Origin of the sequence: Pseudomonas sp. GV085, from assembly GCF_003050925.1 — a bacterium.
Taxonomy (GTDB): domain Bacteria; phylum Pseudomonadota; class Gammaproteobacteria; order Pseudomonadales; family Pseudomonadaceae; genus Aquipseudomonas.
Window position 1 is genome coordinate 174,353 of record NZ_QAOV01000006.1, and the last position, 23,954, is coordinate 198,306.

A 23,954-nucleotide genomic window follows, 5' to 3' on the forward strand; every position below is an offset into this window, starting at 1 on the left:
TGACGCCGCAGCGCTGAACTTTTCAATGCTGGACGAATGTTCCAACCAAGGCGTCATGGTTTGTACTTGCGAGTGCTCCACTTGCCTATATCGCCGAACATGCCAATGACAGTCTGAGCGTCTGGATCAGGCTTATTCACGCTGTGCGGCATTCCAGTCAAGACATCGAAACAGGGAAGATCATGGAAAAGTCCGCTTCTTCAGAACCGCGCCGGGTCGTTGTAACCGGTTATGGCGCCATCTGCTCGCTCGGCGAGAATGTCGACGCCATCTGGGACGCAATGATGGATTACCAGGTCGGTTACCGTCAGCACAGGTTCGACGATCCGAGCATCCATGCGCGTTACTTTGGCTTTATCGATGACTTCGGTCGTGAAGCGATGCGTCCGTTTTCGAAGAAAATCTCCAAGATGTTGCCGTTGTTCGCCAAATACAGCCTGGTGGCCACCCACGAGGCGATCCGCATGGCGTTCGGTGATACGCCCCTGGATGAGATCGTCTCGCCCTTTGATCGCGGCGTGATCCTGGGCACCGGTTGGGGTGGGCTCGACACCGCCAACTGCAATAACAACGAATACCGTAAGCACGGCATCTCCACTTCCTTCGCCACCGTCATGTCGATGTGCAATGCCGCGACCGCCGGTATCACCATGAACTGGAACATGCGTGGTATCCAGAACAGCCCGGTTGCAGCCTGCGCCACGGGCACCATCGCCATTGGTGAGGCTTACGAGGCGATTCGCAGCGGCCGCGCCAAGGTGATGATCGCTGGTGGCAGTGAGTCCTTGAAAGAGCAGTTCAACGTCTGGTCGGTGGATGTCATCCAGGCCCTGAGCAAAGAACAGGAAAACACGCGTCTGGCCTGCTGCCCGTTCAGCAAGGGACGCAGCGGCTTCGTGCTCTCCGAGGGCGCGGCTGTGCTATGCCTGGAGGACTATGAGTCGGCCCGGGCACGGGGCGTGAAGATTCTCGGCGAGATCACCGGCTACGCTAACTATTCGGACGCCTACGACATGACAGCCCCGGCCGAAGACATGCAGGCCCGGGTACGGGTGATCAATGACGTCTGCAAGCAGGCAGGCGTGCAGGCTTCGCAGATCGACTACGTCAACCTGCACGGCACCTCGACACCGCTCAACGATGTCAACGAAACCCGCTCGATCAAGCTGGCCCTGGGGGACGCCGCATACGGCATTCCGATGTCCAGCACCAAGTCCTACACCGGCCACCTGATCGGTGCCGCCGGTTCCATGGAGGCGGTCTTCTGCCTCAAGGCCATGGCCCGTGGCACCATCCCGGCGACTATCCACATGGATGAGGCCGATCCTGACTGCGACCTCAACTACGTGCCCAACGAGCATCTGCATGGGCAGACCCTGAATAACGTGCTGAACCTGAGCTTCGGCTTCGGTGGTGCCAACGCCGGCATCATGCTGCGCAAGGTGGTCTGATCATGCAGTTGCAATTCGGAGCCGAGCAGATCGAGGCCTGGGCCGGCCTCTCCGGTGATCGCAACCCGATCCACTTCGACCGTGAGGCGGCGCGCCGCATGGACGCAGCCGATGTGGTGGTGCATGGCATGCTCGCGCTACTGCCGGTCAAGCATCGCATGGGGCGCGTCAATCAGGTGCTGCCCCAGGACTGGATGCAGTTCAAGGCGCTGCTCAAGGCTCCGGTGCTGCGCGACAGCCCGGTAGCCCTGTCGACCCGCGAGCGCAGCGACAGCACGGGGTTCAAGTTGCACTCGAGCGGCGGCGACAGTGAACACATGATCGGCCATGTACGTATCGTCGAAGCGCCGGTCTGGTTATCCACAACCCCGGGCTTCCTGCTGGCACGCGAGGAGGTCGCGGCCTGGCTCGCACAGTTTCGTGATGACCTGGGCCGGGGGGTCGATGATTGGGTCGCGCTCGATGCACTGATCTTTTCCCACTTCATTCGTAACCATCTGGGAGTGATCTTCGATTGCCTGTCCCCGCAGTTCCGTCAACGACAGCGGCCGGACCGGCTTGAGGATCTGTCAGATCACCTGGTGGTGCAGACCAGCCACCAGATCACCTTCTGCACGTCGCTGCGCTCGCTGGGCAAGTTGCAGACCGATATTCGCTGTGAGATCGACAACATCCACCTGATTGAAAGCCCTGGCAAGGCCGTGGGCACCCTCGATCTTGGGGTGCATGTCAGCGATCGCCACGTGATGACCATCACTCTCGGGCTGATGGCAAAGACACTTTCAACCCACCAAGGAGCTGTGCAATGACCACTGTAGAGAAAGTATTTGCTGTTGTTCGCGACCTCATTCTGGAACTCAAGGATGTCGACGAAAACGATGTGACCCTCGATACCAACATCGAATCGATGGCGTTCGATAGCCTGGACTTCGTCGAGATGCAGCTAGTGGTGCAGAAGAAGATCGGCGTGGCGCTGGATCCCGATTCGTTCGCCAGCCGCAAGATTTCCACGCTGCGCCAGCTGTGCGAGTTCGTGGTCGAGTTCAAGGAATCGGCCGCCGTCCCTGCCTGACTGGCAGGTCTACCGTTACGGATAGGAGCAAGGGAATGTCCACGCAGACCAATAGTGTGCTCACCATTTCAGAAGCAAGGGAATCGAAGGTCCGCAAGCTGAGCGAGGTCTCGCACCACAAGACCATGGACCACGCGACCGTATTGCCCTGGGACCAGGAGGTCGATCGCAGCCTGTACCCGAAGGACCCCGATCATCTGTGGATCAACGGCACTCGTTTCTGTGAAGGCCTGAGCGAGGCACAGAAGCTGGAACTGGCCTGGCTGGAAACCGGCCGTGACATCTCCATGTTCATCTGGCTGGAGCAGACTATTCCGCCGCTGTACATGGGTTATGTCACCCAATTCCACGATCGCATCTCCCAGGACCTGCAGGAGTACCTGATGATCTTCTCCAAGGAGGAGATCGTTCACACCCTGACCTTCAAGCGCTTCATGGGCAAGGCCGGCCTGCAATTGTGGAACCCGCCGGTGGGTCTCTACGAATTGCTGACCCAGACACTGCCGAAAATGGAGCCCGCGGTAGGCGTGCTGTTCACTCTGCTGATCGAGTGGGTCGCGGAAATGGGTGCGATGCACACGTCCCAGGGCCCAGGCATCGAACCTATGACCCGTACCATGTTCCGTGAGCATCATCATGACGAGGCCCGGCACATCGCCTTCGGTCGCTGGATCAGCGAGTCGTTCTTTGAAACGGCCAGCCTGGAGTCTATCGCCCAGGTGAAGGCCATGAGTCGCAGAATCATTCCGGCGTTGATCGACATGTTCACCTATAACCCGGAAATCGCCCGGCACACCTCGTTCGAGTTTCCGATCGCGGTGGATGACAAGGCGAAGATCGAGGAGGTCTGGCGCTCGGCCCACAACGCCCGGCTCAATGCCATGCGCTTTGCCGAGATCTACGCCTGGGTCGACAAGTTGGGGCTGCGCCAATGAGCCAGCCGTCCTGGGACGCGATCTTCGTCGGTGCCGGGATCACCAGCCTGGCCTGTGCGGCCATGCTGGTCAAACGTGACCCCGGGGTGCGCTTGCTGGTAGTCGACAAGCATATTGTTGTCGGCGGGTATGCCTCCACGTTCAGTCGGCCGAAACAGGACGCGGTGTTCGACTGCAGTCTGCATAAGCTCAGTGGCATGGCCGAGGGCGGCAACCTGATCCGTATCCTGCGTAATCTGGAGCTGGAAGAGACACTGGACCTGGTCTATCCCCAGGACTACTTCTGCGCCTACCAGGACGGCATGGCGCTGCCGCTGGCCAATGACGCGGACGGTGTGCAACAGCTGTTGGTCGAGCGTTTTCCCCATCAGGCCGAGGCCATCGCGACCTTCTTCGAGCACGTTCGAACTTACGGGCGCAACGGCTACTACCAGTTCCAGATGCTGGACGGCACCTTTGAGCCGGACATGGCCCAGTTGCGTTTCGCGCATCGCAACCTGAAGCACAAGACCGTGCGTCAGGCGCTGCACGAGCTGTTCGACGATCCGTACCTGATCGAGATCCTGGCGGCACCGGGAATCTACGTCGGTGGCTACTCGGAAGACCTGGGCTACCTGTACTACCTGCATGTGGTGTACGCCACGCTCAACCGTGGCAACGCCTATGTCATGGGCTCCTCCCAGCACCTGTCCAATCTACTGGCGCAGCGGATTGAACAGGCCGGTGGGCAGATCCTGCTCAGCACAGGTGTCGATGGGGTGCTCACCGATGGGCAAGGCAATGCCACGGGCGTCAGCACCAATCGTGGCGTATTCCATTCTTCGCGGGTGTACATCAACGCTTCACCGCACTACGCGGTGCAGTCACTGTTCGCGGCGGATGTGGAGCTGGCGGCCACTCGGGAGAAACTCACCGCGCTGAAACCGGCACGCTCGACCACCACGGTGTACCTGGTGACCGACCTGCCACCGGCGCAACTTGGCCTGCTGCATAGCGAATCGATGCTGTTCGCCGGTGATCCGGCGGCAGGCGCCGAGCTGCGCATGGCCGCCGAACGCAGCGGTTATGAGGCGGCGCTCAGTGAGCGGGCATTCTGGGAGATGTCGCCGATCGAGGTCACCAACTATCACGCCCTGGACCCGGCTGGGGGCCTGGTGGTGTGTATCAACGTGCTCGACTCGATCGCCCATTGGCCGCAGCGCCGCACAGCGCAATACCGCGCCAAGAAACAACGGGCCAGCGACACCCTGGTGGAGCGTCTGTTGAGCCAGGTGCCGGGGCTGCGCGGACATGTGCTGCATACCGAGGTTGCCACGCCCCACACCTATGTGCGCTTCACCAACAACACCGACGGTTCGGGTTATGGGGCGATGGTGGGTACCGATCTCAGCGGCCATGTATTCCATCACGGCTTCCCGGTGCAGGGCGTGCAGTTCCTCAGCGCCTGGGTGGCGGGTCCCAGTTACGAAGCGGCATTCGGTTATGCCGAGATGAAGGCCAGACAATGGAAGCGAGCATGAGCAAAAACGAGCAATCGACCGGTTGGCTGGGTGTCGCCATTTCCAAGCTGTTCATCCGGACAATGTTCCGCCAGGTACAAGGCTGGAAGCGCGACGTGCCAAGTCGTGCGGCAGGCTTTGTCGAAGTCGCACGCGACGGCAGCCGGCTCGAGGGGGCGTCCCTGCGCACCACCGCCATGCACCCTCGGGGCGTGGTGCTCTTGTGCCATCCGTTCCTCAAGTACGGCATGCATTACTTTTTCGAGAACAAACTGGATCAGGCGTTTCTCGACCAGGGTTATCACGTGGTCGCCTTCAACTTCAAAGGCTTCGGCCGCAGCACCATCGGCGGCCACGCGTTTGCCGACGATGTGCTGGCGATTGCCCGGCGAGTGATCCGGGACAACCCCGGCCTGCCCATCCACCTGGTGGGCTGTTCGTTTGGCGGCTATCACCTGTCCCATGCCCTGGCGCGCGATACCACGCCCTTTACCTCGGCGGTGCTGGACAGTGTGCCGGTTTCGGTGCGCAGCTACTTCACCCGCGGACCGCTGCGACTCGCTATGCGCTGGATCAGCGGCAGCCGTCTGGCGGTCCCCACGGGGACCTGTGCCATTGATCACTCGTTGCAGGGCGTGCGCGATCTACCGATCGCCTATTTCTACGGGCTCAACGACCGCTTTATCCCGGCTGCCAGCGTGGCGGGGCTCAGCCTGGATTGCGAGGCGCTACATATGGTCGGTTTCGAGGGCTGTCGTCACTTGGAAAACCACAAGAAGCATCGGGACCGCTACTTCGAGGAAATCTTCGATTTCTTCAATCGTGCAGAAGCTCAAACACCTGTCGTGCCCGCGTAACAACGGCAAGGACCATCAGGCTAAAGGATGTAGATCATGGATGTTCAGCAGTCTTCAAACGGCAAATGGGTGCTGGTCAGTGGCGGCAGTCGTGGCATTGGACGCGCACTGGTCTCGGCCCTGGCACGGGAAGGGTATCAGGTCGCTTTCACCTACCAGTCCTCGGCCGACGCGGCTTTGCAACTGGAGCGGGAAGTGGCGGCCAGCGGTGGCTGGGCCCATGGGCATGCCTGTGACGGGCGGGACCACGGTTCGGTCGAGGCAGTGTGTGCACAGTTGGTGGAGACCCTCGGCGAGCCCTATGGCTTGATCAACAACATGGGGGTGACCGGCGATCAGCTGTTGCTGAAGTTCGATATCGAGCGTTACCGCGATGTGGTCGCGACCAACCTCGATTCGGCGGTGTATTTCAGTAAATGCCTGGCGCCGGCGATGGCCGCCGAGCGTCGCGGCAAGATCTTGCACATGTCCTCCGTCAGTGGGTTCAAGGGTAACAAGGGGCAGTTGAGTTATTCAGCGACCAAGGCGGCGATGATCGGCATTACCAAGACCATGGCCCTGGAATTGGCGCGGTTCAAGATCAACGTCAACGCCATCGCCCCAGGTTTCATTGCCACGGAGATGGTCGAGCAGATCGCCGACCCGGTGCGCAAGTCGATCACCGACACCATCCCCCTCAGGCGCTTCGGTGAAGTGCGTGAAGTGGCGGCCTTGGCCAGCTTTCTGCTGTCGACCCAGGCCGACTACATCACCGGTCAGACATTCGTAATCGACGGCGGCCTGACGGTCTGATTTAGCTGTCTGGATCAGGCCGCAGAGCCTGGAGATGTAATGAGTCAAGAATACGATACCGTTTTCGTCGGCGCGGGCCTTGGCGCGCTGGCGAGTGCCAGCCTTATGGCGCAGCGAGGCCAGAAGGTACTGGTGGTGGAAAAGCACAATGTACCCGGCGGTTATGCCAGCAATTTTCGGCGCAAGGATTTCAACTTCGATGTTTCGCTGCATTCGTTCGACGGCGTGGTACGTGGCGCCGAGTCGTTCAATGTCATCGAGGCCTGTGGCGTGGCGGACAAAGTCGAGTTTCTTCATCACCCGACCCTGTATCGCTATCGCTCTCAGGACATCGACATAACGGTTGGACACCGAGACCTGGAAGGTTACAAACGCGAATTGTTCCGTTTCTTTCCCGAGGAAGTCGACAACATCAATCGCCTGTTTGCCGAGTCTCAGCGCAACTACAAGGACTTGTGCGGCTTTCTGTATTCGCGCAAACCTTTCTGGATGAGGTTGGTGGCGACGCCCATGATCTATCCGCGGGTGCTCAAGTATGGCCATGAAACGGTGGATCACTACTTCTCGCGTTTCACCTCCAACGAACGCTTGAAGGAAGTGCTGTCGGCGCAATGGAGCTACTACGGTCTACCGGCCAAGGACCTGGCGTTCGGGTACTTTTCCTATCCCTTTATCGACTATCTGGAGAACGGCGGCTATTCGATCAAGGGCGGCTCCCAGGCATTGTCCAATGCCCTGGTCGAAGTGATCGAGCAACATGGCGGCCGGGTCGAGCTGGAGTCAGCGGTCAACCAGATCGTGATTGAACGCGGGCGAATCGGCGGCGTGGTAACGCGCAAGTCGGGCAGGGTCAAGGCGCGCAATGTTGTGGCCAATATTTCGCCCCATGCGGTCGTGGCACTGGCTGGCGAGCAGCACTTCGACGCCAGGTACCGCTCGCGACTGCGCCGGCTCAAGTTGTCGGTGTCCGGGTTTCAAGTCTACCTGGGGCTCGATTGCCCGCTGAGCGAGTTGGGAGTGGGCCCCGAGGAGTACATCCACTTCTTCGCCCCGCAGAAAACCCAGCGCGAACAGTTCGAGCATATCCAGGCCGGGGAGCTGCATGGCGACAACACCAGTTGGTCGATCAACTACTTCTCCAACGTCGATGCTTCTATGGTACCGGCCGGAAAGTCCAGCCTGGGCCTGTTCACGCTGACGGGCGCCAGCGAGTGGCACTCGCTGGGCAAGCTCGACTACAGGCGCAAGAAGCTTGAACTCACCGAGCTGCTGATCGCCAACGCCGAACGAGTCATTCCAGGCCTGAGTCGGCACATAGAGGTCTGCGAGAGCGGCTCGCCACGCACCATGACCAAGTTCACCCATAACCCGGAGGGCGCGATCTACGGCTTCGAGCAGAACACCCGACAATCCGGCCTGTTCAACCGTTTCCCGCAGAAATACCCGGTCAAGGGGCTGTACCAGGTCGGGGCCTGGACATTCCCGGGCGCAGGTTTCATCGGGACGATGTTGTCGGCGCGTTTGTTGGTCGACCGCTACTTCTGAGTGGCGACTTCCCCGTCAAACCAGATTTTTACGAGACGCACCATGACCTACGTAGTGACTGACAACTGCATTCAATGCCGCCACACCAGCTGCGTCGATATCTGCCCCGCGGATGCTTTCCACCTGGGGCCCAACTTTATCGCCATCAACCCTCAGGAGTGCGTCGACTGTGGCCTGTGTCTGCCCGAGTGTCCGGAGGAAGCGATTCAGCCGGAGAACCAGCTCGATGACAGCAACCGGTATTTCATCGAACTCAACGCCGAGCTGGTCAAGCACTGGCCGGTGATCCTGCAGCAGATTCCGCCATTGGCGAACCATGAACACTGGAGCCGCAAGCCGAACAAGCTGCCCCACCTGATACGTGAGGCCGAGGCGGTCGATCCGACCCGCGACCACCACCTGGCCCATGCCTGATGCGCGACTGGAACCTTATCCATGCAAAGTTTTGATCGATTCAAGACCCTCGAAAGCGACACCTTTGACGTGATCGTAGTTGGCGCCGGCATCGGTGGCCTGACGGCTGCCGCGACCCTGGCCAATCGCGGCAAGCAGGTACTGGTGCTCGACATGCACTATGAAATGGGCGGCTGTGCCACGGTGTTCCACCGCAAGGGCAAGGACTATGAGTTCGACGTCGGCCTGCACTACATCGGTGACTGTGGCAAGCACGGTCTGATTCCGCGGATTTTGCGGGGTGCAGGTATCAATGATGGTGAAATCAAATTTATCGAACAGGACCCGGAGGGGTTCGAAACCCTGTGTTTTCCCGACTTCCAGTTCGCGGTTCCCCGTGGCTATGAACGCTTTCGCGAGAAGCTGCTGGAGGCATTTCCCAAGGAGCGAGCGGGAATCAACCGCTACTTCAAGATGCTGCAGCAGGTCTGGGATTTCATGGGCATCCACTCGCGGCCGCTGACCGCGCTGTGGGTGCTGCCACGCTCTTGGATGCTGATGCGGCATGCCAAATCGACGGTGGCGCAGTTCCTCGACACCTGTACGCAGAATCAACGCCTTCGGGCCATCCTGACCGGGCAGCTGGGGGTCTATCACCAGCCGCCGAGCCGCGCGACCATGGCTGGCCATGCCGCGGTGGTCAACCACTTCCTGCAGGGTTCCTATTACCCCTCGGGTGGCGGCCAGATGTTCTCCGACAAGTTGGGCGAGGTGGTCGAGCGAAAGGGCGGCAAGATCCTCCTGCGATCCAAGGTCGAACGTATCCTGATCGAGAACGGTCGTGCCGTGGGCGTCGAGTTCAGCAACAAGCACTTGGGCAAGCGGGTGGTCAAGGCGGACGCGGTGATCTGCAACGCCGATATCAAGCAGGCCCTGCTTGGCCTGATTGGCCGTGAACACCTCAAGCCACAGACCGTGCGTCGTGCCGAACAGTTCGAGATGTCACCGGCCATGGGCGTGGTCTATCTCGGCATCGACATGGACCTCAAGGCCATGGGCCTGAAGAACACCAACTACCGCATCTACCCTGGCTGCGATTATGAGAAGGCCTACCGCGAGGTGTTCGCCGGAGAGTTTCCCGAGGAGCCCCATCTGTTCATCGGTAACGCAACGATGAAAGACCCGGATAACCCGGCCATCGCCCCGCCCGGCATCTATAACCTGCAGCTTATGTCGGCGGTGCCTTCCACCCCGCAAAGCTGGGGCGTGACCCAGGCCGAACTGACGGATGGTAGCTACCGGACCAACCCTGTGTACCTGGAGAAGAAAGAGTGGTACGCCCGCCAGCTGATTGCCCTGGCTGAACGGGTGATTCCGGGAATGTCGGACCACATCGTGTATCAGGAAGTCTCGACCCCTTTTTCAGTGACGCGCTTTATCGGCTCCGAAGGGGGCACGTCCTACGGTCTGGCCTTTACCCCGGAGTACTTCCTGCACAACAGGCCAGGGGCCAAGACTGAAATCCGCAACCTGTACCTGTGCGGCGCATCGACCCGTACCGGGCATGGTATTTTTGGCGCCATGACTGGCGGGGTGGAAGCGGCCGCTGCGGTCTGCGGTCGTCACGTGCGCTACCAGGTGATGGACGTCGGCACCCGCGCCGAAGCGGCAACCAGCTGAGTACGTGGTCAAGGCGGGCCCTGCCGACGCGCCACGACGTCTATGGGGCTCACCGTGGCGCTTTTTGCATCAAGGAGCGATGGAATGGCAAACGAATACAACATGGCGCTGGTGATCGGCGCCGGGCTCAGCCTGCTGGCGGCCCTGATGCATGTCGGGGTGATCATGGGAGGGCCTTCCTGGTATCGCTTGTTTGGCGCTGGCGACCGCTTTGTGCGTGCAGCCCAGGCCGGTCGCTGGTTTCCCGCGGTGGTCACGACGGGGATTGCCCTGGTGCTCGCCGCATGGGCGGCGTATGCACTGTCCGGTGCCGGGGTGATCGATCCCTTGCCCCTGCTGCGCCCGGCATTGTGCGCGATCACCCTGGTCTACCTGCTGCGCGGCCTGTTGGGACCGTTCACGCTGGCAGGCACTGGGCGTAGTATTCGCTTCATCGTGATCAGCTCGGCGGTCTGCCTGGTCTATGGGCTGGTGCATCTGTTCGGCCTGGTGCAAGTGTGGGATTCCCTTGCCTAGTGTCCTGTCTCAGAAATGAATTTCTAGCCTTAGCCATGTTTCTGTGGTCAGTCAGTGCTTGGAGTGATCACATGAACTCTCAGGACATCGTGCTCAGTTAGGACGAACAAATTGAACTGAGTCGACGCATAAGGTCGGCCACGATCAGTCAGCGCGACGGTCGTCGGGCGCGGGTGATTTTACTGGCGGCTCAAGGCCGTTCGCGCAACGAGATTGCCCAGTTGACCGGTCTCTCCGTTGTGTCAGTCACGCGCTGGTGCACGCGTTTTCAAGAGCTGCGTCTGCAAGGCCTGGTGGATCTGCCCGGACGAGGTCGCAAGCCATCCTTGCCGGCTGAAGCGTTGAAACGAACCCTTGAGCAAGTCACTCAGCCGCGTATCGGTCAGCCTCGCTGGAGCTGTCGAAGCATGGCTCGAGTCGCCGGCATTTCACCGGCCAGCGTCCAGCGGATATGGGCCGCCAACGACATAAAACCGCACCTGACACGCACCTTCAAGCTGTCCGACGACCCGAACTTCGAAGAGAAATTCTGGGACGTCATCGGGCTGTATCTGGCGCCTCCCGATAAAGCCCTGGTGCTCTGGTGCTCTGTTGCGATGAGAAGAGCCAGGTTCAAGCCTTGCAGCGCACGCAACCCGGATTGCCGGTGGGTATCGGTCATATCCGTACACAAACCCATGACTATGTTCGTCACGGCACGCTCACACTGTTTGCGGCGATGGATTATCTACAAGGCCGACTGATCAGCAGCATTGAAACTCAACACCGACATCAGGGGTGGTTGGCCTTCCTGAAAAAGATCAACCGGGAAACACCCAAGGGCCTGTAACTGCACTTGATCGTGGACAATTACGCCACGTACAAGCATCCGGTGGTCAAGGAATGGCTCAAGCGACATCCGCGATTTCACATGCACTTCACCCCGACCTCCAGTTCATGGATGAACCTGGTTGAACGCTTCTTCCGAGATATCACCGTTTTCTTGCGTGACGGCAGCTTCAGCTCGACACGTGAGTTGGCCAGCTCCATTACCACGTTTTTAGCGTTACACAATGCTCAGCCAAGCCGATACGTCTGGAGTGCAAAAGGTGAAGACATCTTGCGCAAGATCCAGCATGCACGAGAGGCGATGACATCACAGTCTAAAGAAAACGTTTTTTCTGAGACGGCACACTAGAACTCTGTCTGAACGCATTGATCATCTGTTGAGCGTCCGGGGTTTTGTTTGTCACGATGCGGCAACCTTCCCCTTGGGCGTCCAGGGCCTGGGCAATTTGTTGAGCATGTTCGATGTCGCTGGCTACAACCAAGCCCGCAGCATCCGGCTTGAACTGGCGAAGCTCACTCAACTTGCTACAACCCAGATCGAGCAGTTGAGCGATCACCTCGTCATGCCGAAGCAGTTCTTCGTAAGTGATCGGTGATTTCTCCAAGAGATTTCATCTTTTTAAGGACGATGACCTAACCTAAATCAGCTCCAGCCCACACCTTGGATGATGGCTGGCTCCTACAGTTTCCCGGGATTGCGTGAAGAACCTTATTTTTTTTGAGGGTGCTGGATGAAGCAAAGACAAGTTTTGCTGTTGGCTTTGTTGTTTATGTTTTTGACCGGTTGCACGACTATGCCACCCAAAGATCAGAGCAATCTCTGCAGTATTTACCGTGAGTATCCCGATTGGTACGAGGATTCGCTGCAAATGCAGAGTGAATATGGGACGCCTCTGCATGTGGCCATGGCGATCATGAAGCAGGAAAGCAGCTATGTGGCAGATGCATTGCCGCCTCGTGACTATTTGCTTTGGGTGATCCCTTGGGGGCGAGTCAGCTCGGCTTACGGTTATGCGCAGGCTCAAGATCCGGTGTGGGGCGAGTACAGGGGCGATACTGGCAACGGTGGTTCGCGTGACAGCTTCGACGACGCGATCATGTTTATCGGTTGGTACACCACTGGCACCCAGCGTCAGCTGGGGATCTCCAAATGGGACACCTACAATCAGTACCTGGCTTACCATGAGGGGCGTGGGGGCTATAGCCGCAATACTTATCGCAGTAAACCCTGGCTGATGCAGGTTGCCCAGAAAGTACAAAAACAGTCGGAGATTTACAGCGCCCAACTCAAGCAGTGCCGCCAGGAGTTGGAAGACGAGCGTAGTGGGTGGTTTTAAAGCGGCAAAGCCATCGATTCCGTTGCCCGGTATTATCTGAAACCAAGGGTTTGCGAGCGAATGCTGCGCAAACCCTTGTTTGTTTCTGCTTCATTACATCGGTCTTGGTCGTGATTGTCTGATGCTTTTCAGGACGCCGGGTCTGTCTTGCGGCGATCGCTGCCGGTCGGGTTGCCGGTATCGATCAGCCTTCTTTCCAGCAGTACGTTTTCCAAAGCCTGGCGGTCTGACGGGTTCATTTGATGTTCTCGCTCCTTGAGTTCCAACAGGATCGGGCTGGACCATTGGCGATAGGTTTGCTCAGCACTACGATTGGTTGACATGGGTACCTCCTTGATCAGGCTCCTGCCAATAAAGGCGCCGCAGTTCGATACGCAAAATACCCTAGTCGACGAAGCGGGTTCTTGCCACTGCTTTACGTCGGACTTCCATTTCCCCAGATGCCCGTAGCGCCAGTGCGCTGTACGTAGTCGCTAAAGTCGCGTGCCGGCCGATCCAGTGCCCGTTGTACGCCATCGGTCACGAGCGTGTTGCGGCCATCGAGCACAGTCGTGAACAGATACAGCACCAGATCGATCAACTCCGGGGGAAGTTGTTCCTGTTCCAACGCTTGTCGATAGGCATCCGCTGGTACAGCCACGAATTCGATGTTGCGACGGGTGGAGCGGGCGATCTCGGTTACGGCTTCGGCAAAGGTCAGCGCCCGAGGGCCGGTCAATTCATAGAGCTGGTTGGTGTGTCCGGGTTGGGTCAGTGCGGCGACGGCACATTCGGCAATGTCTTCTGCGTCGACAAAGGGCTCGGCGATATTGCCGACGGGGAGTGCGAGTTCGCCTTGCAGAATGGGTTCAAGAAAGTGCGCCTCGCTGAAATTCTGGCAGAACCAACTGGCCCGCAGAATCGTCCAGTCAATCCCGCTGTTTTGTACGACACGTTCGGCCTGTTCCGCTTCGATCTCACCGCGCCCGGATAACAAAACCAGTTTGCGGACTCCGCTTTTCACTGCCAGGTCGGTGAACGCCTGAATGGTTTCAAGGGCGCCTGGAACGGCGAGATCAGGCTGGAAGGAAATGTAGACCGCATGAGCGCCATCTATCACCGCGTCCCAGGTTGACCGATCTTCCCAGTCGAAAGGGGGATTCGCGTCACGGGAGCCTCGGCGAACGGGCAGGCCGGCAGCCTCGAGTCGTTGTGTGATTCGCCGCCCGGTTTTGCCCGTGGCGCCAAGGACCAGTGTGATTGGTTGATCGGTTTTCATCGCGTTCATCTCCATCGGTTAATGTGAGTGATACTCACGTTTAAAAGATGATAGATGCTCATGTTTTGTCGTCAACCCAGCGGCTCGAAGTCCCCGACATGTGGCATCCGTTATTGGGCGCGGCGAGCGGCGATGCTAAGGTGAGTACACGTCACGTTATTGATCGGGAATTCGCTCGTGCGCAAAAAGCCCTCTGAAGCCCTCGAACAGCCTGCTGCGCAAGCGGTTCGACGCAATCCCACGCAACAACGCAGCCGCGAGCGTCAAGAGCTGATTCTGACCGTGGCGACTCAATTGATTGCGGACAAGGGCTGCGACCAACTCAAGATGAGTGAAATTGCCGAGCGTTCCGGGATCTCGATCGGTTCCCTTTATCAGTATTTCCCCGACAAGTGTTCCGTCATCCGCACGCTGGCCGAACGCTACAACGCTGAAAGTCGTCGTTGCATTACGCAGGCGATGGAGGCTGTCGAGGATGCCCGAGGCTTGCAGGCAGCCTATTCGCAGTTGCTCGATCTGTATTACGAGATCGTGATGGCGACACCGGTGATGCGTGACATCTGGTCCGGCATGCAGGCCGACAAGCAGTTGTTGCGACTGGAGCTGGAGGAGAGTCGGGTGGCCGGAGCACTGCTGGCCCAGGCCATGCTTCGCGTATATCCCGATATCGATGAACAACAGGTTCAGGAATCGGCGTTTTTGATCTGGCACCTGGGTGAGGCGACCATTCGCCTTGCGGTCACTTGTGCACCCGAGGAAGGGCGAGCATTGGTCGAGGCGTTCAAGCGTATGTCCCTGCGCGAGATTATGGAGCCCGTGCCCGATTGAGCCCTCGCGCGAGTCGATTGGTTTTGGGCAACAAAAAATCCCGGCACCAGGCCGGGTCGTGGAAGCGGATGAAAGTCAATCAGGCAGCCAGACACACGGCGACGTCAACGTCACCGTTCGTGCGGCCAGTCAGGCCTGTCCTCGCACCGCAAATCCGTAACGGATCATCTGAACCGAGGCAGAGGCGGGTCGACAGGTTTGAGCGACGACAGCGTGTGCCGAATCAGCGGCGTGTCCTTCTCGATGTCGTTCAGGCGATCACGGATTCTGAGGGCGGTGGGGTGTCCGCCTTGATGATCGACCCAGTCGGCAATTTCCTTGCAGGCCGCGGCCAAGCGGGCCTGACGGGAGTCCAGCAAGGTGAGCAGGGTGGTGATGGACTCTTTTTCGGACATGGGTGACACCTCCGTTCAAGAAACCTGGGTGTGGCAGCAAAAAGCCCGCCTGGATCGAGTTTTCTGCCATTGGGGTCGCTGATCCTTCAACCCATTCAGTATAGACCCGTTAAAAAATGGTAACAGGCCGTCAACTTTGTCGGGCTGTCACTTGTGATTTGGCGTTCAACTGCCGGCAAATGCGCTGGGCGTCTTCTTCAACATCGTAGCCGTCTCCGATGAAGCCTTGGGTTCGGGTATCGGCGATGCGGTACCAGACCGCGGCAACCGGTGGCAGGTGGTCATATTCACCCGCACGACGGCCATGGATGATGATCCTGTTACAGCGCTTCACGACGAAAATGTCTTCCATGGCGTCTCCGCCGCTGATTCGTGTACAGATCAACTATAGAAGCCATTGGTGATCGTGCAAAAAATAGGCAGGTTAATTCGTCGGCTCAGGTGCCGCCGGATTTACGCGAGCACCGCGACCGCTTTGATTTGCGCCCAGAGTTGCTGACCAGAATGGACGTTCAATTGGTCGCGGGAATAACGCGTGATCCGTGCGAGCAGCGGCGAGCCTGCGGCGTCCAGGCGAATCAGCACATGGGCGGCGTTGTCTGCATTCATTTCACTGACCACCGTGACCGGCAGGCGATTGAGAATGCTGCTTTGCTCGGCGCTGTGCAGGCTCAGGCTCACATCTCGCGCCTGGACCTTGCAGCGCAGTGTCTGACCCGTATCCATCGGTGTGTGAGGCACACGAATGTTGAGAGTGGTGTCGGGCAATTGCAGGCTGAGCAGTTGATAGTCGGCGTCGTAGGCGCTCACGCGACCTACGATTACCACACCAGCGTCGTCCCCCATCGCCAGCGGCAAGTCGAGGCGCGCCAGGGTCTGGCCGATCGGGCCGCTGGCCAGTACCTTGCCGTTGTTAAGCAACACGATATGGTCGGCCAGCCGCGCGACTTCATCCTGGGAGTGGCTGACGTACAGCACCGGGATGTCGAGTTCGTCGTGCAGACGTTGCAAGTAGGGCAGGATTTCACTTTTGCGCTGGGCATCCAGCGCGGCCAGAGGCTCGTCCATCAACAGCAATCTCGGGCTGGTGAGCAGCGCACGGGCCATGCCGACGCGCTGTCGCTCACCACCCGAAAGGTGTTGTGGGCGCCGGTCCAGCAGATGGCTGATGCCCAGCAACTCGGTGGCGTGGGCCATATCGACCCGACGTTGCGACTTGGGAATGCGCTTGAGGCCGAACTGCAGGTTGGCCAGCACCGACAGATGAGGAAACAGGCTGGCTTCCTGGAACACGTAGCCGAGCGCGCGTTTGTGCGGCGCGACGAAGAGCTTGTTTTCGCTGTCTTGCCAGACTTCATCGTTGACCTGGATAAAGCCTTGATCGGCCCGTTCCAGGCCGGCAATGCAGCGCAGGCAAGTGGTCTTGCCGGAGCCTGAGTGACCGTAAAGCGCAGTGACGCCACGCCCGGGCAGTTGCAGGTCGACGTCCAGGGCAAAGCCCGGGTAACCCAGTTTCAGGCGCATTTGAATCATCGATCAGCTCCAGCCCGCTTTGGTTTTTCGGCTGGAATACAGCGCCAGCAAGACGACAAACGAGAACACCAGCATCACCCCGGCCAGCCAATGGGCCTGGGCATATTCCATGGCTTCGACGTGATCGTAGATCTGCACCGAGACCACGCGGGTCTTCTCGGGAATGTTGCCGCCGATCATCAGCACCACGCCGAACTCGCCGACGGTGTGGGCGAAGCCGAGAATGGCCGCGGTAATGAAACCGGGGCGGGCCAGGGGCAGCGTCACGCTGAAAAAGGTGTCCCAGGGATTGGCTCGCAGCGTCGCGGCCACTTCGAGCGGACGCGTGCCGATTGCGGAAAAAGCGTTTTGCAGCGGCTGGACCACGAACGGCATCGAATACAGGACAGAACCGATGACCAACCCCGCAAAACTGAAGGTGAGGGTGCCAAGGCCGAGTGATTGGCTGAGCTGGCCGATGTACCCGTGAGGGCCGAGCGCCAGCAACAGATAAAAACCAATCACTGTCGGCGGCAGCACCAGGGGCAGGGCAACAATCGCCCCGACCGGGCCGCGCAACCAGGAGCGGGTGCGCGAGAGCCATAACGCAATCGGAGTGCCGACAATCAGCAAGATGACAGTCGTCAGGGACGCGAGTTTCAGGGTCAGCCAAATGGCGGAATAATCGGCACTCGATAGCGACATTTAGATTTCGTAACCGTAGGACTTGATGACAGCGGCCGCTTTCGGCCCCTTGAGGTAGTCAACCAATGCCTTGGCGGCCGGGTTGTCCTTGCCCTTATTGAGAATCACAGCGTCTTGTTTGATCGGGTCGTGCAGGGTGGCTGGAACGATCCAGGCCGAACCGCTGGTGATCTTGCCGTCCTTGTAGATCTGCGACAGGGCGACAAAACCCAGCTCGGCGTTGCCGGTGGAGACGAACTGGTAGGCCTGGGTGATGTTCTGGCCTTCAACGATCTTGTCTTTGACCTTGTCGGTCAGACCTTCCCTGGCCAACACCTGGGTCGCCGCCAGGCCATACGGTGCAGCTTTCGGGTTGGCGATGGACAGGTGCTGGTATTCGTTCTTTTTCAGCACATCGCCCTTGGCATCGACGTAGCCTTCCTTGGCCGACCACAGTGCCAGGGTACCGACCGCATAGGTGAAGCGCGAGCCCTTGACGGAATCGCCTTCGGCTTCAAGTTTTTGCGGGGTGCTGTCGTCTGCCGAGAGGAACACTTCGAACGGCGCGCCGTTTTTGATCTGGGTGTAGAACTGGCCGGTGGCACCAAAGGAGGTGACCAGCTTATGCCCGGTGTCTTTTTCGAAGTCAGCGGCGATGGCCTGGATGGGCGCGGTGAAGTTGGCGGCGACAGCCACCTGGACTTCGTCCGCCTGGGCTGAGCCGAAGGCGAATATGGCGAGAAAACTCGCGAGGCAGGCAGGGGTAGCGCGTGAGACGCGAATGGCCATGAAACGGCTCCGTTAAAGGCAATTGCAGAAGGTTATTCGTTATGTACAAAAATATATAGCGAATTACCTTTAAACGGAATGTGCCATCACAAAACTGTATACGATTTTATCGCAAGTGCTGCTCAAGAGTGACGTAGCAGTCTCGCTAATCCTTCTTCAGCCAGTTGTCGAGTCAGTGCCGCGGTGGTCAATTCGACCCCGAGGGTAAAGGCCTGGCCGGCCCAGAGGTTGCTGAAGTCCGCTTCACCTTTGGCCCGCAGAGGCATCAGCGCGCCACCGGCAAGGGGGAAGGCCGGTGCCTTGGCGCTCATGGGCCCCAGTTCACGCATCACCCGATTGAGGATGCCCCGGGCCGGGCGACCGGTGAACACGTTGGTGATGGCCGTCTCACTTTCTTTGGCGGTGCGCAACGCGTTGTGATGGGACGGGCTGACCTTGGCCTCTGGCGTGAACAGGTACGCCGTCCCCACCTGCACTGCCGAAGCGCCCAGCATGAAGGCGGCGGCGACGCCTCGTGCGTCAGCGATGCCGCCGGCGGCAATCACCGGCACCTTCACCGCATCGACGACTTGTGGCACCAGGGCGAAAGTCCCCACCTGACTGCTCAGGTCATCGCTGAGAAACATCCCGCGATGGCCTCCGGCCTCGTAGCCCATGGCAATGATTGCATCGCAACCATGCTGCTCCAGCCACACGGCTTCTGCGACGGTGGTGGCCGAGGAGAGCACTTTCGCACCGGTGGCTTTCACCCGGTCGAGCAGGGATTTTTCCGGCAGGCCAAAGTGAAAACTCACCACTTCAGGGCGAAATTCTTCGACCACTTCGCAGGCCGAGTTATCGAACGGTGCCCGGTTGGACACCGGGGTTGGCGCATCGAAATCGGCGCCGAGTTCCTGGTAGTAGGGTTGCAGCAGGTTTTTCCAGTCCTGCGCACGTTGTTCATCAGGGGCTGGAGGCTGATGACAGAAGAAGTTGACGTTGATCGGGCGCTGGGTGTGTTGGCGGATGGTTTTCAGTTCTTCGCGCAGTTGATCCGTGCTGAGCATCGCCGCCGGCATCGAACCCAGGCCGCCGGCGTTGCAGGCTGCAATCACCATGGACGAGTTCGTGGCACCGGCCATTGGCCCCTGAATGATCGGCAGTTCGATCCCGAGCAGGTCAAGAATGCGGGTATCTGGCCATTGGTTCATGTGCTGTGTTCTCCGACGTTGAAGCAGGGCAGGGACGGTAGAACAGGATTTGTAACGCAACGACTGGCGCAAGGCCAGTCGCCATTTCTGCGGGTGAGGCTTTTTTCAGGTTCTTCACGGAATTCCGGGGGAACACATATAACGAAATATCTGTAGGGGCTGCCGAAGGCTGCGATCTTTTTGATCTTAATCTTCAGCAATCTCTAGATCGCAAAAGCAAGATCAAAAGATCGTCCGAACGCGGCCCGAACCTTCGGCAGCTCCTACAGGGGAACGCGTGCACCACCAAACAACGAGGTCGAGCGTTAGCTCGCCTCGCGGTGCTGTTGCGGTGCACGCCGCCTCGAGAGGCCGAGCGCAGGTTCTGCGCAGTGGGCAACCCGGCATGGATGCCGGGTTAGCCGCGCACGGCCATGGATGGCCGATCGCGGCGGGCCCTGTAGGAGCGAGCTTGCTCGCGAAAAACCTGAGAGCACCGCGGGGTGTCAGGCTCCCCGCGTCATCGTTGACCTCCATCGCGAGCAAGCTCGCTCCTACAGGCTCTTCCAAGTGACCCGCCGTCAGGGCGGAACCCTGAGTGGCCGTTACCGCAGCAATGAATATGTACACCAGGAAGAAAATGCTCGGCCGAAAGGTCGCCATCGCTGGCAAGTCGGATCGCCGCATCGCAGTTTCTACAGGTATCGGTGTTCCCCGGAATTCCGTGAAGAACCTTCTTTCAGCGTCGGTGCAAGCCTCCAGCCCCCACCACCGAAGGAGTGATTCATCACTCGGGAAGCGTTATGGAATTGGCAGATTGGCTTAAAGTCGAGTACGCCAATCTGCTGCCATGTGTTATTTCAGTTGCACCACCACCAGACTGAATCCATTGAGAGGCCGTAATGTTCAAAGGTATTTTGATCGACAAAGACGACAGCGGTTACCGGGCCACGCTGCAAGAGATCCAGGACGATCAGTTACCCGAAGGCGATGTCACGGTGCGTGTTGCCTACAGCACGCTGAACTTCAAGGATGGCCTGGCGATCACCGGCAGCAGCCCGGTGGTGCGTAAATTCCCGATGGTGCCGGGCATCGACCTGGCCGGTGTCGTTGAAGTCAGCGGGCATCCGGACTACAAGGTCGGCGACCAGGTCCTGCTTAATGGCTGGGGCGTGGGTGAAGGGCATTGGGGTGGACTGGCGCAGAAGGCTCGCCTGAACGGTGACTGGCTGATCCCGCTGCCCAAGGCATTCACCGCTGCCCAGGCGATGGCCATCGGTACGGCGGGCTACACGGCCATGCTGTGCATCCTGGCCCTTGAGCACAATGGCGTGACGCCTGAACAGGGTGAAGTCCTGGTCACTGGTGCCAACGGTGGCGTCGGCAGTTTCGCCATCGCGTTGCTGAGCAGGCTCGGCTACCGGGTGGTCGCGTCTACCGGACGGACGTCGGAGCATGATTACCTGAAGCAACTGGGCGCTGGCGAAATCATCGACCGGGTCACGCTGTCCGAACCAGGCAAGCCGTTGGCCAAGGAGCGTTGGGCGGCAGTCATCGACTCGGTCGGCAGCCACACCCTGGCCAACGCTTGCGCCAGCACCAAGGCCAATGGCACGGTCGCGGCATGCGGTCTTGCGCAAGGCATGGACTTTCCGGCATCCGTTGCACCGTTCATTTTGCGCGGTGTGACCCTGGCCGGTATCAACAGCGTGACCCAGCCCAAAGCCAAACGGGTGGAAGCCTGGAGTCGCCTGGCCAGGGATCTGGATTTCAACCTGTTGCCGCTGATCAGTCACGAAATCGGCTTGAGCGAAGCCATCGACGCCGCGCCGCGCTTGCTGGCCGGGCAGTTGCGCGGGCGCGTGGTGGTGGATGTGAATCGCTGATCACTGCGACTCGCGCTCCAGCAACTGGCGTTTGCGCTCGACACCCCAGCGATAGCCCGACAAGTTGCCATCGCTGCGCACCACGCGATGGCACGGGATCGCCACGGCCAGGCTGTTCGCCCCGCAGGCTTGAGCCACGGCGCGAACGGCTTTCGGCGAGCCGATGCGTTGAGCGACATCGGCGTAGCTGGCAGTGCTGCCAACGGGAATCTCTCGCAGCGCTTGCCAGACACGCTCCTGAAACGCCGTGCCGCGTACGTCCAGAGGCAAATCAAGGCCAATGGCCGGCGCCTCGATAAAGCCGACGACCCTGGCAATCAATTGCTCGAACTCATGATCGGCACCAATCAGGTTGGCGCGCCGGAACTTGTCTTGCAGATCACACACCAGTTGGTGCGGATCATCGCCGAGCAGGATTGCGCAGACCCCGCGCTCACTCTGCGCCACCAGAATCGCGCCCAACGAACACTGGCCAACGGCAAAACGAATGTCGTTGTTTTGACCGGCGGCGCGGTAATCCCTGGGTTTCATCCCGAGCAGTTGGTCTGCCGCTTCATAGAAACGGCTGTTGGAGTTGAAGCCAGCGTCATACAGAGCATCGGTCACCGAGCCGCCGTCTGCCAGTCGCTCGCGAACCTTGCGTGAACGATGAGCGTCGGCGTAACCCTTGGGCGTCAGGCCGGTGACGGCTTTGAACACACGATGGAAATGGAAACTGCTCAACCCTGCCGCATCGGCCAATTCGCCCAGCGCAGGTAGCGTTTCGGCCGCTTCGATCCGGCGGCAAGCGGCGGCTACGGTGGCGGCATGTTGCGCGGCGAGTTCGCTCTGATCCTTTGTCGCGCGTTTGCTCGGACGATAACCCGCGGCCCGGGCCTGTTCGGCGCTATCGAAGAATTCGACGTTCTGCGGCTTGGGCAAGCGCGCGAGGCTGCTGGGGTTGCAATAGATGCCTGTGGTCTTCACGGCATAGACAAACTGACCGTCAGCCTTGGGATCGCGCGCGACCACGGCGGCCCAGCGCGGATCGTTTTCGATGGAGATCTTGGTCGATTGGGTAGTCATGGCGTCACGTCCATTGAGGGGGTTGCCTGCACATTAACCATGGGGCAATTCCCACACACTCCGACGCTTGCGGTCAAATTCGAAGTCTTTATCCGGCGGTACGGAAGGTGAAGTTGATGCGTTGCTCGCCCAGTTTCGGATGATGGCCATCCTTGATCGGCAATACGCCGTGATAACGCAGGCGATCCACGCCACCCCAGACCACGATGTCGCCATGCAGCAGGGGGATGCGCTGGCTTTTGTCGCCGCGTGCAAAACCACCGAACAGGAACATCGCCGGTAAGCCCAGGGATACCGAAACGATGGGGGCGGCGTAGCAGTGTTCGTCTTTATCCTGATGCAATGACATTTTTGCTCCGGGGACGTAGCGGTTGATCAGGCAGGAATCCGGTGCAAAATCGGCGAAACCCGCTGCCAGTGCCGCCGCTTGTGCCAGTTGCAGAAACACCACGGGCATCATTGGCCAGGGCCGGCCGGTCTGTGGATCATCTCGGGTGTACCGATAACCATTGCGGTCAGTGGTCCAGCCGAATTGGCCACAACTGCTCAGGGCGACCGACATGGTAAAGCCGCCGGGCGTGACCATCTGCCGAAACGGCGCGGCTACCAGCACCGACTCCAGGGCGGGCAGCAAGCGTTCCAGCCAGGGCAGGGCGAAGCCTCTAAGTACGTAGGACTGTTCACCGATCTGCTCGCGCCTGGGCTGTTGCTTGGGCTCTGCATTGGCAAACAGATCGAAAGTCAGCGGGTTCATGGGCTCATGACGCATCGTGAAAGATGATTCCAAGGGTATGCCGATTGCCGCTGTGCAGGCGACTCACGCCGTGACGCAGGGTCACGCGATAGTAACCGCGAACGCCTTTGACCGGCCGCTGGTTGACGGCAAAGATCAAGCCGTCGCCTTTCTTCAGGCTGATGACCATCGGGCGTGACTGCATTCGCGGGCGCTGTTCGGTCAGGACAAACTCGCCACCGGTGAAGTCTTCATCGGGTTCCGACAGCAGAATCGCTACTTGCAGTGGGAAAACATGCTCACCGTATAAATCCTGATGCAAACAGTTGTAGTCCTGAGGACCATATTGCAGCAATAACGGTGTCGGACGGTTCTGACCAGCGGCATGACAGCGTTCGAGGAAGGCTTGATGGGTTTGGGGAAAACGGTCGGGCAAACCCAATTGTTCCTGCCAGCGATTGGCGATGGGTACCAGGCGCGGGTAGAGCGCGCTGCGCAAACGGGCCACAAGTTCCGGTAACGGGTAGCTGAAATACTTGTATTCGCCTCGGCCGAAACCATGGCGAGCCATCACCACGTGCGAGCGGAAGGGCTCGGTTCGAGGGTACAAGGCGCTGACCTGATCACAAGCCTTGTGGCTCAACAGTGAGGGGATGACGGCGCAACCGTCCTGATCAAGTTGCTGTTCCAGCCGGGGCCAGTCCAGCCTGTCCAGATATTGCTCGCTCAT

Annotated in this window: 25 protein-coding genes and 2 pseudogenes; 15 read left to right on the forward strand and 12 right to left on the reverse strand. The window is 59.4% G+C overall.

Going from position 1 to position 23,954, the window contains the following annotated elements:
- The first annotated feature begins 182 nt into the window (after positions 1 to 182).
- The 12 genes and pseudogenes from C8K63_RS14945 (at position 183) to C8K63_RS15000 (ending at position 11,917) form a co-directional block, all read left to right on the forward strand.
- The gene (locus C8K63_RS14945; RefSeq protein WP_108217402.1) at positions 183 to 1,451 is read left to right on the forward strand and encodes a beta-ketoacyl-[acyl-carrier-protein] synthase family protein; all 1,269 of its coding nucleotides are present in this window, start codon (positions 183 to 185) and stop codon (positions 1,449 to 1,451) included.
- A gap of 2 nt (positions 1,452 to 1,453) precedes the next feature.
- Positions 1,454 to 2,260: a MaoC family dehydratase gene (locus C8K63_RS14950; RefSeq protein WP_108217403.1), complete on the forward strand. Its 807-nt coding sequence runs from the start codon at positions 1,454 to 1,456 to the stop codon at positions 2,258 to 2,260.
- Positions 2,257 to 2,523: an acyl carrier protein gene (locus C8K63_RS14955; protein ID WP_108217404.1), complete on the forward strand. Its 267-nt coding sequence runs from the start codon at positions 2,257 to 2,259 to the stop codon at positions 2,521 to 2,523. The genes C8K63_RS14950 and C8K63_RS14955 overlap by 4 nt, the downstream gene beginning before the upstream one ends.
- A 35-nt stretch (positions 2,524 to 2,558) precedes the next feature.
- On the forward strand, positions 2,559 to 3,458 hold the full coding sequence (locus C8K63_RS14960) for a diiron oxygenase (protein ID WP_108217405.1): 900 nt from the start codon (positions 2,559 to 2,561) through the stop codon (positions 3,456 to 3,458).
- Positions 3,455 to 4,978 (forward strand): NAD(P)/FAD-dependent oxidoreductase, encoded by a 1,524-nt coding sequence (locus tag C8K63_RS14965; RefSeq protein WP_108217406.1) that lies wholly within the window; start codon positions 3,455 to 3,457, stop codon positions 4,976 to 4,978. The genes C8K63_RS14960 and C8K63_RS14965 overlap by 4 nt, the downstream gene beginning before the upstream one ends.
- A complete protein-coding gene (locus C8K63_RS14970) occupies positions 4,975 to 5,814 on the forward strand; it encodes an alpha/beta hydrolase (RefSeq protein WP_108217407.1) in 840 nt (279 codons plus the stop codon). Before C8K63_RS14965 ends, C8K63_RS14970 begins: the two co-directional genes overlap by 4 nt.
- 36 nt (positions 5,815 to 5,850) lie before the next feature.
- Positions 5,851 to 6,606 (forward strand): SDR family NAD(P)-dependent oxidoreductase, encoded by a 756-nt coding sequence (locus C8K63_RS14975; protein ID WP_108217408.1) that lies wholly within the window; start codon positions 5,851 to 5,853, stop codon positions 6,604 to 6,606.
- 39 nt (positions 6,607 to 6,645) lie between these two features.
- On the forward strand, positions 6,646 to 8,151 hold the full coding sequence (locus tag C8K63_RS14980; protein ID WP_108217409.1) for an NAD(P)/FAD-dependent oxidoreductase: 1,506 nt from the start codon (positions 6,646 to 6,648) through the stop codon (positions 8,149 to 8,151).
- A gap of 42 nt (positions 8,152 to 8,193) precedes the next feature.
- Complete coding sequence (gene fdxA / locus C8K63_RS14985) at positions 8,194 to 8,565, forward strand: ferredoxin FdxA (RefSeq protein ID WP_108217410.1); 372 nt, start codon at positions 8,194 to 8,196, stop codon at positions 8,563 to 8,565.
- 21 nt (positions 8,566 to 8,586) lie between these two features.
- Complete coding sequence (locus tag C8K63_RS14990) at positions 8,587 to 10,224, forward strand: NAD(P)/FAD-dependent oxidoreductase (protein ID WP_108217411.1); 1,638 nt, start codon at positions 8,587 to 8,589, stop codon at positions 10,222 to 10,224.
- A gap of 84 nt (positions 10,225 to 10,308) precedes the next feature.
- Positions 10,309 to 10,740 (forward strand): hypothetical protein, encoded by a 432-nt coding sequence (locus C8K63_RS14995; protein WP_108217412.1) that lies wholly within the window; start codon positions 10,309 to 10,311, stop codon positions 10,738 to 10,740.
- A gap of 110 nt (positions 10,741 to 10,850) precedes the next feature.
- Positions 10,851 to 11,917, forward strand: a pseudogene (locus C8K63_RS15000) (IS630 family transposase).
- On the opposite strand, the pseudogene C8K63_RS15005 reads toward C8K63_RS15000, so the two are convergent.
- Positions 11,916 to 12,176, reverse strand: a pseudogene (locus tag C8K63_RS15005) (diguanylate cyclase); the annotation flags it as partial. The pseudogenes C8K63_RS15000 and C8K63_RS15005 overlap by 2 nt on opposite strands.
- 123 nt (positions 12,177 to 12,299) lie before the next feature.
- Here C8K63_RS15005 and C8K63_RS15010 point away from each other — a divergent pair.
- The gene (locus C8K63_RS15010) at positions 12,300 to 12,905 is read left to right on the forward strand and encodes a hypothetical protein (RefSeq protein ID WP_108217413.1); all 606 of its coding nucleotides are present in this window, start codon (positions 12,300 to 12,302) and stop codon (positions 12,903 to 12,905) included.
- Positions 12,906 to 13,033: 128 nt separating this feature from the next.
- Here the strand turns inward: C8K63_RS15010 and C8K63_RS15015 are convergent, their stop codons facing one another.
- Both C8K63_RS15015 and C8K63_RS15020 read right to left on the reverse strand, forming a co-directional pair.
- Complete coding sequence (locus tag C8K63_RS15015) at positions 13,034 to 13,228, reverse strand: hypothetical protein (RefSeq protein ID WP_108217414.1); 195 nt, start codon at positions 13,226 to 13,228, stop codon at positions 13,034 to 13,036.
- 92 nt (positions 13,229 to 13,320) lie between these two features.
- The gene (locus C8K63_RS15020; protein ID WP_108217415.1) at positions 13,321 to 14,163 is read right to left on the reverse strand and encodes an NAD(P)H-binding protein; all 843 of its coding nucleotides are present in this window, start codon (positions 14,161 to 14,163) and stop codon (positions 13,321 to 13,323) included.
- A gap of 177 nt (positions 14,164 to 14,340) precedes the next feature.
- Between C8K63_RS15020 and C8K63_RS15025 the strand changes: the two genes are divergently transcribed.
- Positions 14,341 to 14,991, forward strand: coding sequence for a TetR/AcrR family transcriptional regulator (locus C8K63_RS15025; protein ID WP_108217416.1), 651 nt, complete (start codon positions 14,341 to 14,343; stop codon positions 14,989 to 14,991).
- Positions 14,992 to 15,155: 164 nt separating this feature from the next.
- On the opposite strand, the gene C8K63_RS15030 is transcribed toward C8K63_RS15025, so the two are convergent.
- The 6 genes from C8K63_RS15030 to C8K63_RS15055 all read right to left on the reverse strand — a co-directional run bounded on the left by C8K63_RS15030 (position 15,156) and on the right by C8K63_RS15055 (position 19,561).
- A complete protein-coding gene (locus C8K63_RS15030) occupies positions 15,156 to 15,386 on the reverse strand; it encodes a hypothetical protein (protein WP_056724476.1) in 231 nt (76 codons plus the stop codon).
- 130 nt (positions 15,387 to 15,516) lie between these two features.
- Positions 15,517 to 15,738: a hypothetical protein gene (locus C8K63_RS15035; protein WP_108217417.1), complete on the reverse strand. Its 222-nt coding sequence runs from the start codon at positions 15,736 to 15,738 to the stop codon at positions 15,517 to 15,519.
- 101 nt (positions 15,739 to 15,839) lie between these two features.
- Entirely contained in the window at positions 15,840 to 16,919 is a 1,080-nt protein-coding gene (gene modC, locus C8K63_RS15040; protein WP_108217418.1) for a molybdenum ABC transporter ATP-binding protein, read from the reverse strand.
- A 3-nt stretch (positions 16,920 to 16,922) separates the two neighbouring features.
- Entirely contained in the window at positions 16,923 to 17,603 is a 681-nt protein-coding gene (gene modB, locus C8K63_RS15045) for a molybdate ABC transporter permease subunit (protein ID WP_108217419.1), read from the reverse strand.
- Positions 17,604 to 18,371, reverse strand: coding sequence for a molybdate ABC transporter substrate-binding protein (gene modA, locus C8K63_RS15050; protein ID WP_108217420.1), 768 nt, complete (start codon positions 18,369 to 18,371; stop codon positions 17,604 to 17,606).
- Between the two features lie 122 nt (positions 18,372 to 18,493).
- Positions 18,494 to 19,561: a nitronate monooxygenase family protein gene (locus C8K63_RS15055; RefSeq protein ID WP_108217421.1), complete on the reverse strand. Its 1,068-nt coding sequence runs from the start codon at positions 19,559 to 19,561 to the stop codon at positions 18,494 to 18,496.
- Between the two features lie 881 nt (positions 19,562 to 20,442).
- Between C8K63_RS15055 and C8K63_RS15065 the strand changes: the two genes are divergently transcribed.
- The gene (locus C8K63_RS15065; RefSeq protein WP_108217423.1) at positions 20,443 to 21,426 is read left to right on the forward strand and encodes an MDR family oxidoreductase; all 984 of its coding nucleotides are present in this window, start codon (positions 20,443 to 20,445) and stop codon (positions 21,424 to 21,426) included.
- Here C8K63_RS15065 and ada read toward each other — a convergent pair whose 3' ends face one another.
- From ada to C8K63_RS15080, 3 genes are all read right to left on the reverse strand, one after another.
- Positions 21,427 to 22,491: a bifunctional DNA-binding transcriptional regulator/O6-methylguanine-DNA methyltransferase Ada gene (gene ada / locus C8K63_RS15070; RefSeq protein ID WP_108217424.1), complete on the reverse strand. Its 1,065-nt coding sequence runs from the start codon at positions 22,489 to 22,491 to the stop codon at positions 21,427 to 21,429.
- An 88-nt stretch (positions 22,492 to 22,579) separates the two neighbouring features.
- The gene (alkB, locus tag C8K63_RS15075; protein WP_108217425.1) at positions 22,580 to 23,260 is read right to left on the reverse strand and encodes a DNA oxidative demethylase AlkB; all 681 of its coding nucleotides are present in this window, start codon (positions 23,258 to 23,260) and stop codon (positions 22,580 to 22,582) included.
- Positions 23,250 to 23,954 (reverse strand): 2OG-Fe(II) oxygenase, encoded by a 705-nt coding sequence (locus C8K63_RS15080; protein ID WP_108217426.1) that lies wholly within the window; start codon positions 23,952 to 23,954, stop codon positions 23,250 to 23,252. Before C8K63_RS15080 ends, alkB begins: the two co-directional genes overlap by 11 nt.

Excerpts from the sequence above, each read along its gene's own strand:
- C8K63_RS14995 (WP_108217412.1), top strand. The coding sequence starts at position 10,309 with ATGGCAAACGAATACAACATGGCGCTGGTGATCGGCGCCGGGCTCAGC.
- C8K63_RS14980 (WP_108217409.1), top strand. The coding sequence starts at position 6,646 with ATGAGTCAAGAATACGATACCGTTTTCGTCGGCGCGGGCCTTGGCGCG.
- modA (WP_108217420.1), bottom strand. The coding sequence starts at position 18,371 with ATGGCCATTCGCGTCTCACGCGCTACCCCTGCCTGCCTCGCGAGTTTT.
- C8K63_RS15010 (WP_108217413.1), top strand. The coding sequence starts at position 12,300 with ATGAAGCAAAGACAAGTTTTGCTGTTGGCTTTGTTGTTTATGTTTTTG.
- C8K63_RS14975 (WP_108217408.1), top strand. The coding sequence starts at position 5,851 with ATGGATGTTCAGCAGTCTTCAAACGGCAAATGGGTGCTGGTCAGTGGC.
- C8K63_RS14945 (WP_108217402.1), top strand. The coding sequence starts at position 183 with ATGGAAAAGTCCGCTTCTTCAGAACCGCGCCGGGTCGTTGTAACCGGT.
- C8K63_RS14955 (WP_108217404.1), top strand. The coding sequence starts at position 2,257 with ATGACCACTGTAGAGAAAGTATTTGCTGTTGTTCGCGACCTCATTCTG.
- alkB (WP_108217425.1), bottom strand. The coding sequence starts at position 23,260 with ATGCGTCATGAGCCCATGAACCCGCTGACTTTCGATCTGTTTGCCAAT.
- C8K63_RS15015 (WP_108217414.1), bottom strand. The coding sequence starts at position 13,228 with ATGTCAACCAATCGTAGTGCTGAGCAAACCTATCGCCAATGGTCCAGC.
- C8K63_RS15080 (WP_108217426.1), bottom strand. The coding sequence starts at position 23,954 with ATGAGCGAGCAATATCTGGACAGGCTGGACTGGCCCCGGCTGGAACAG.
- C8K63_RS15020 (WP_108217415.1), bottom strand. The coding sequence starts at position 14,163 with ATGAAAACCGATCAACCAATCACACTGGTCCTTGGCGCCACGGGCAAA.
- C8K63_RS15035 (WP_108217417.1), bottom strand. The coding sequence starts at position 15,738 with ATGGAAGACATTTTCGTCGTGAAGCGCTGTAACAGGATCATCATCCAT.
- C8K63_RS15055 (WP_108217421.1), bottom strand. The coding sequence starts at position 19,561 with ATGAACCAATGGCCAGATACCCGCATTCTTGACCTGCTCGGGATCGAA.
- C8K63_RS14960 (WP_108217405.1), top strand. The coding sequence starts at position 2,559 with ATGTCCACGCAGACCAATAGTGTGCTCACCATTTCAGAAGCAAGGGAA.
- C8K63_RS14965 (WP_108217406.1), top strand. The coding sequence starts at position 3,455 with ATGAGCCAGCCGTCCTGGGACGCGATCTTCGTCGGTGCCGGGATCACC.
- C8K63_RS15030 (WP_056724476.1), bottom strand. The coding sequence starts at position 15,386 with ATGTCCGAAAAAGAGTCCATCACCACCCTGCTCACCTTGCTGGACTCC.
- modB (WP_108217419.1), bottom strand. The coding sequence starts at position 17,603 with ATGTCGCTATCGAGTGCCGATTATTCCGCCATTTGGCTGACCCTGAAA.
- C8K63_RS14990 (WP_108217411.1), top strand. The coding sequence starts at position 8,587 with ATGCAAAGTTTTGATCGATTCAAGACCCTCGAAAGCGACACCTTTGAC.
- C8K63_RS14950 (WP_108217403.1), top strand. The coding sequence starts at position 1,454 with ATGCAGTTGCAATTCGGAGCCGAGCAGATCGAGGCCTGGGCCGGCCTC.
- modC (WP_108217418.1), bottom strand. The coding sequence starts at position 16,919 with ATGATTCAAATGCGCCTGAAACTGGGTTACCCGGGCTTTGCCCTGGAC.
- C8K63_RS15065 (WP_108217423.1), top strand. The coding sequence starts at position 20,443 with ATGTTCAAAGGTATTTTGATCGACAAAGACGACAGCGGTTACCGGGCC.
- C8K63_RS14970 (WP_108217407.1), top strand. The coding sequence starts at position 4,975 with ATGAGCAAAAACGAGCAATCGACCGGTTGGCTGGGTGTCGCCATTTCC.
- fdxA (WP_108217410.1), top strand. The coding sequence starts at position 8,194 with ATGACCTACGTAGTGACTGACAACTGCATTCAATGCCGCCACACCAGC.
- ada (WP_108217424.1), bottom strand. The coding sequence starts at position 22,491 with ATGACTACCCAATCGACCAAGATCTCCATCGAAAACGATCCGCGCTGG.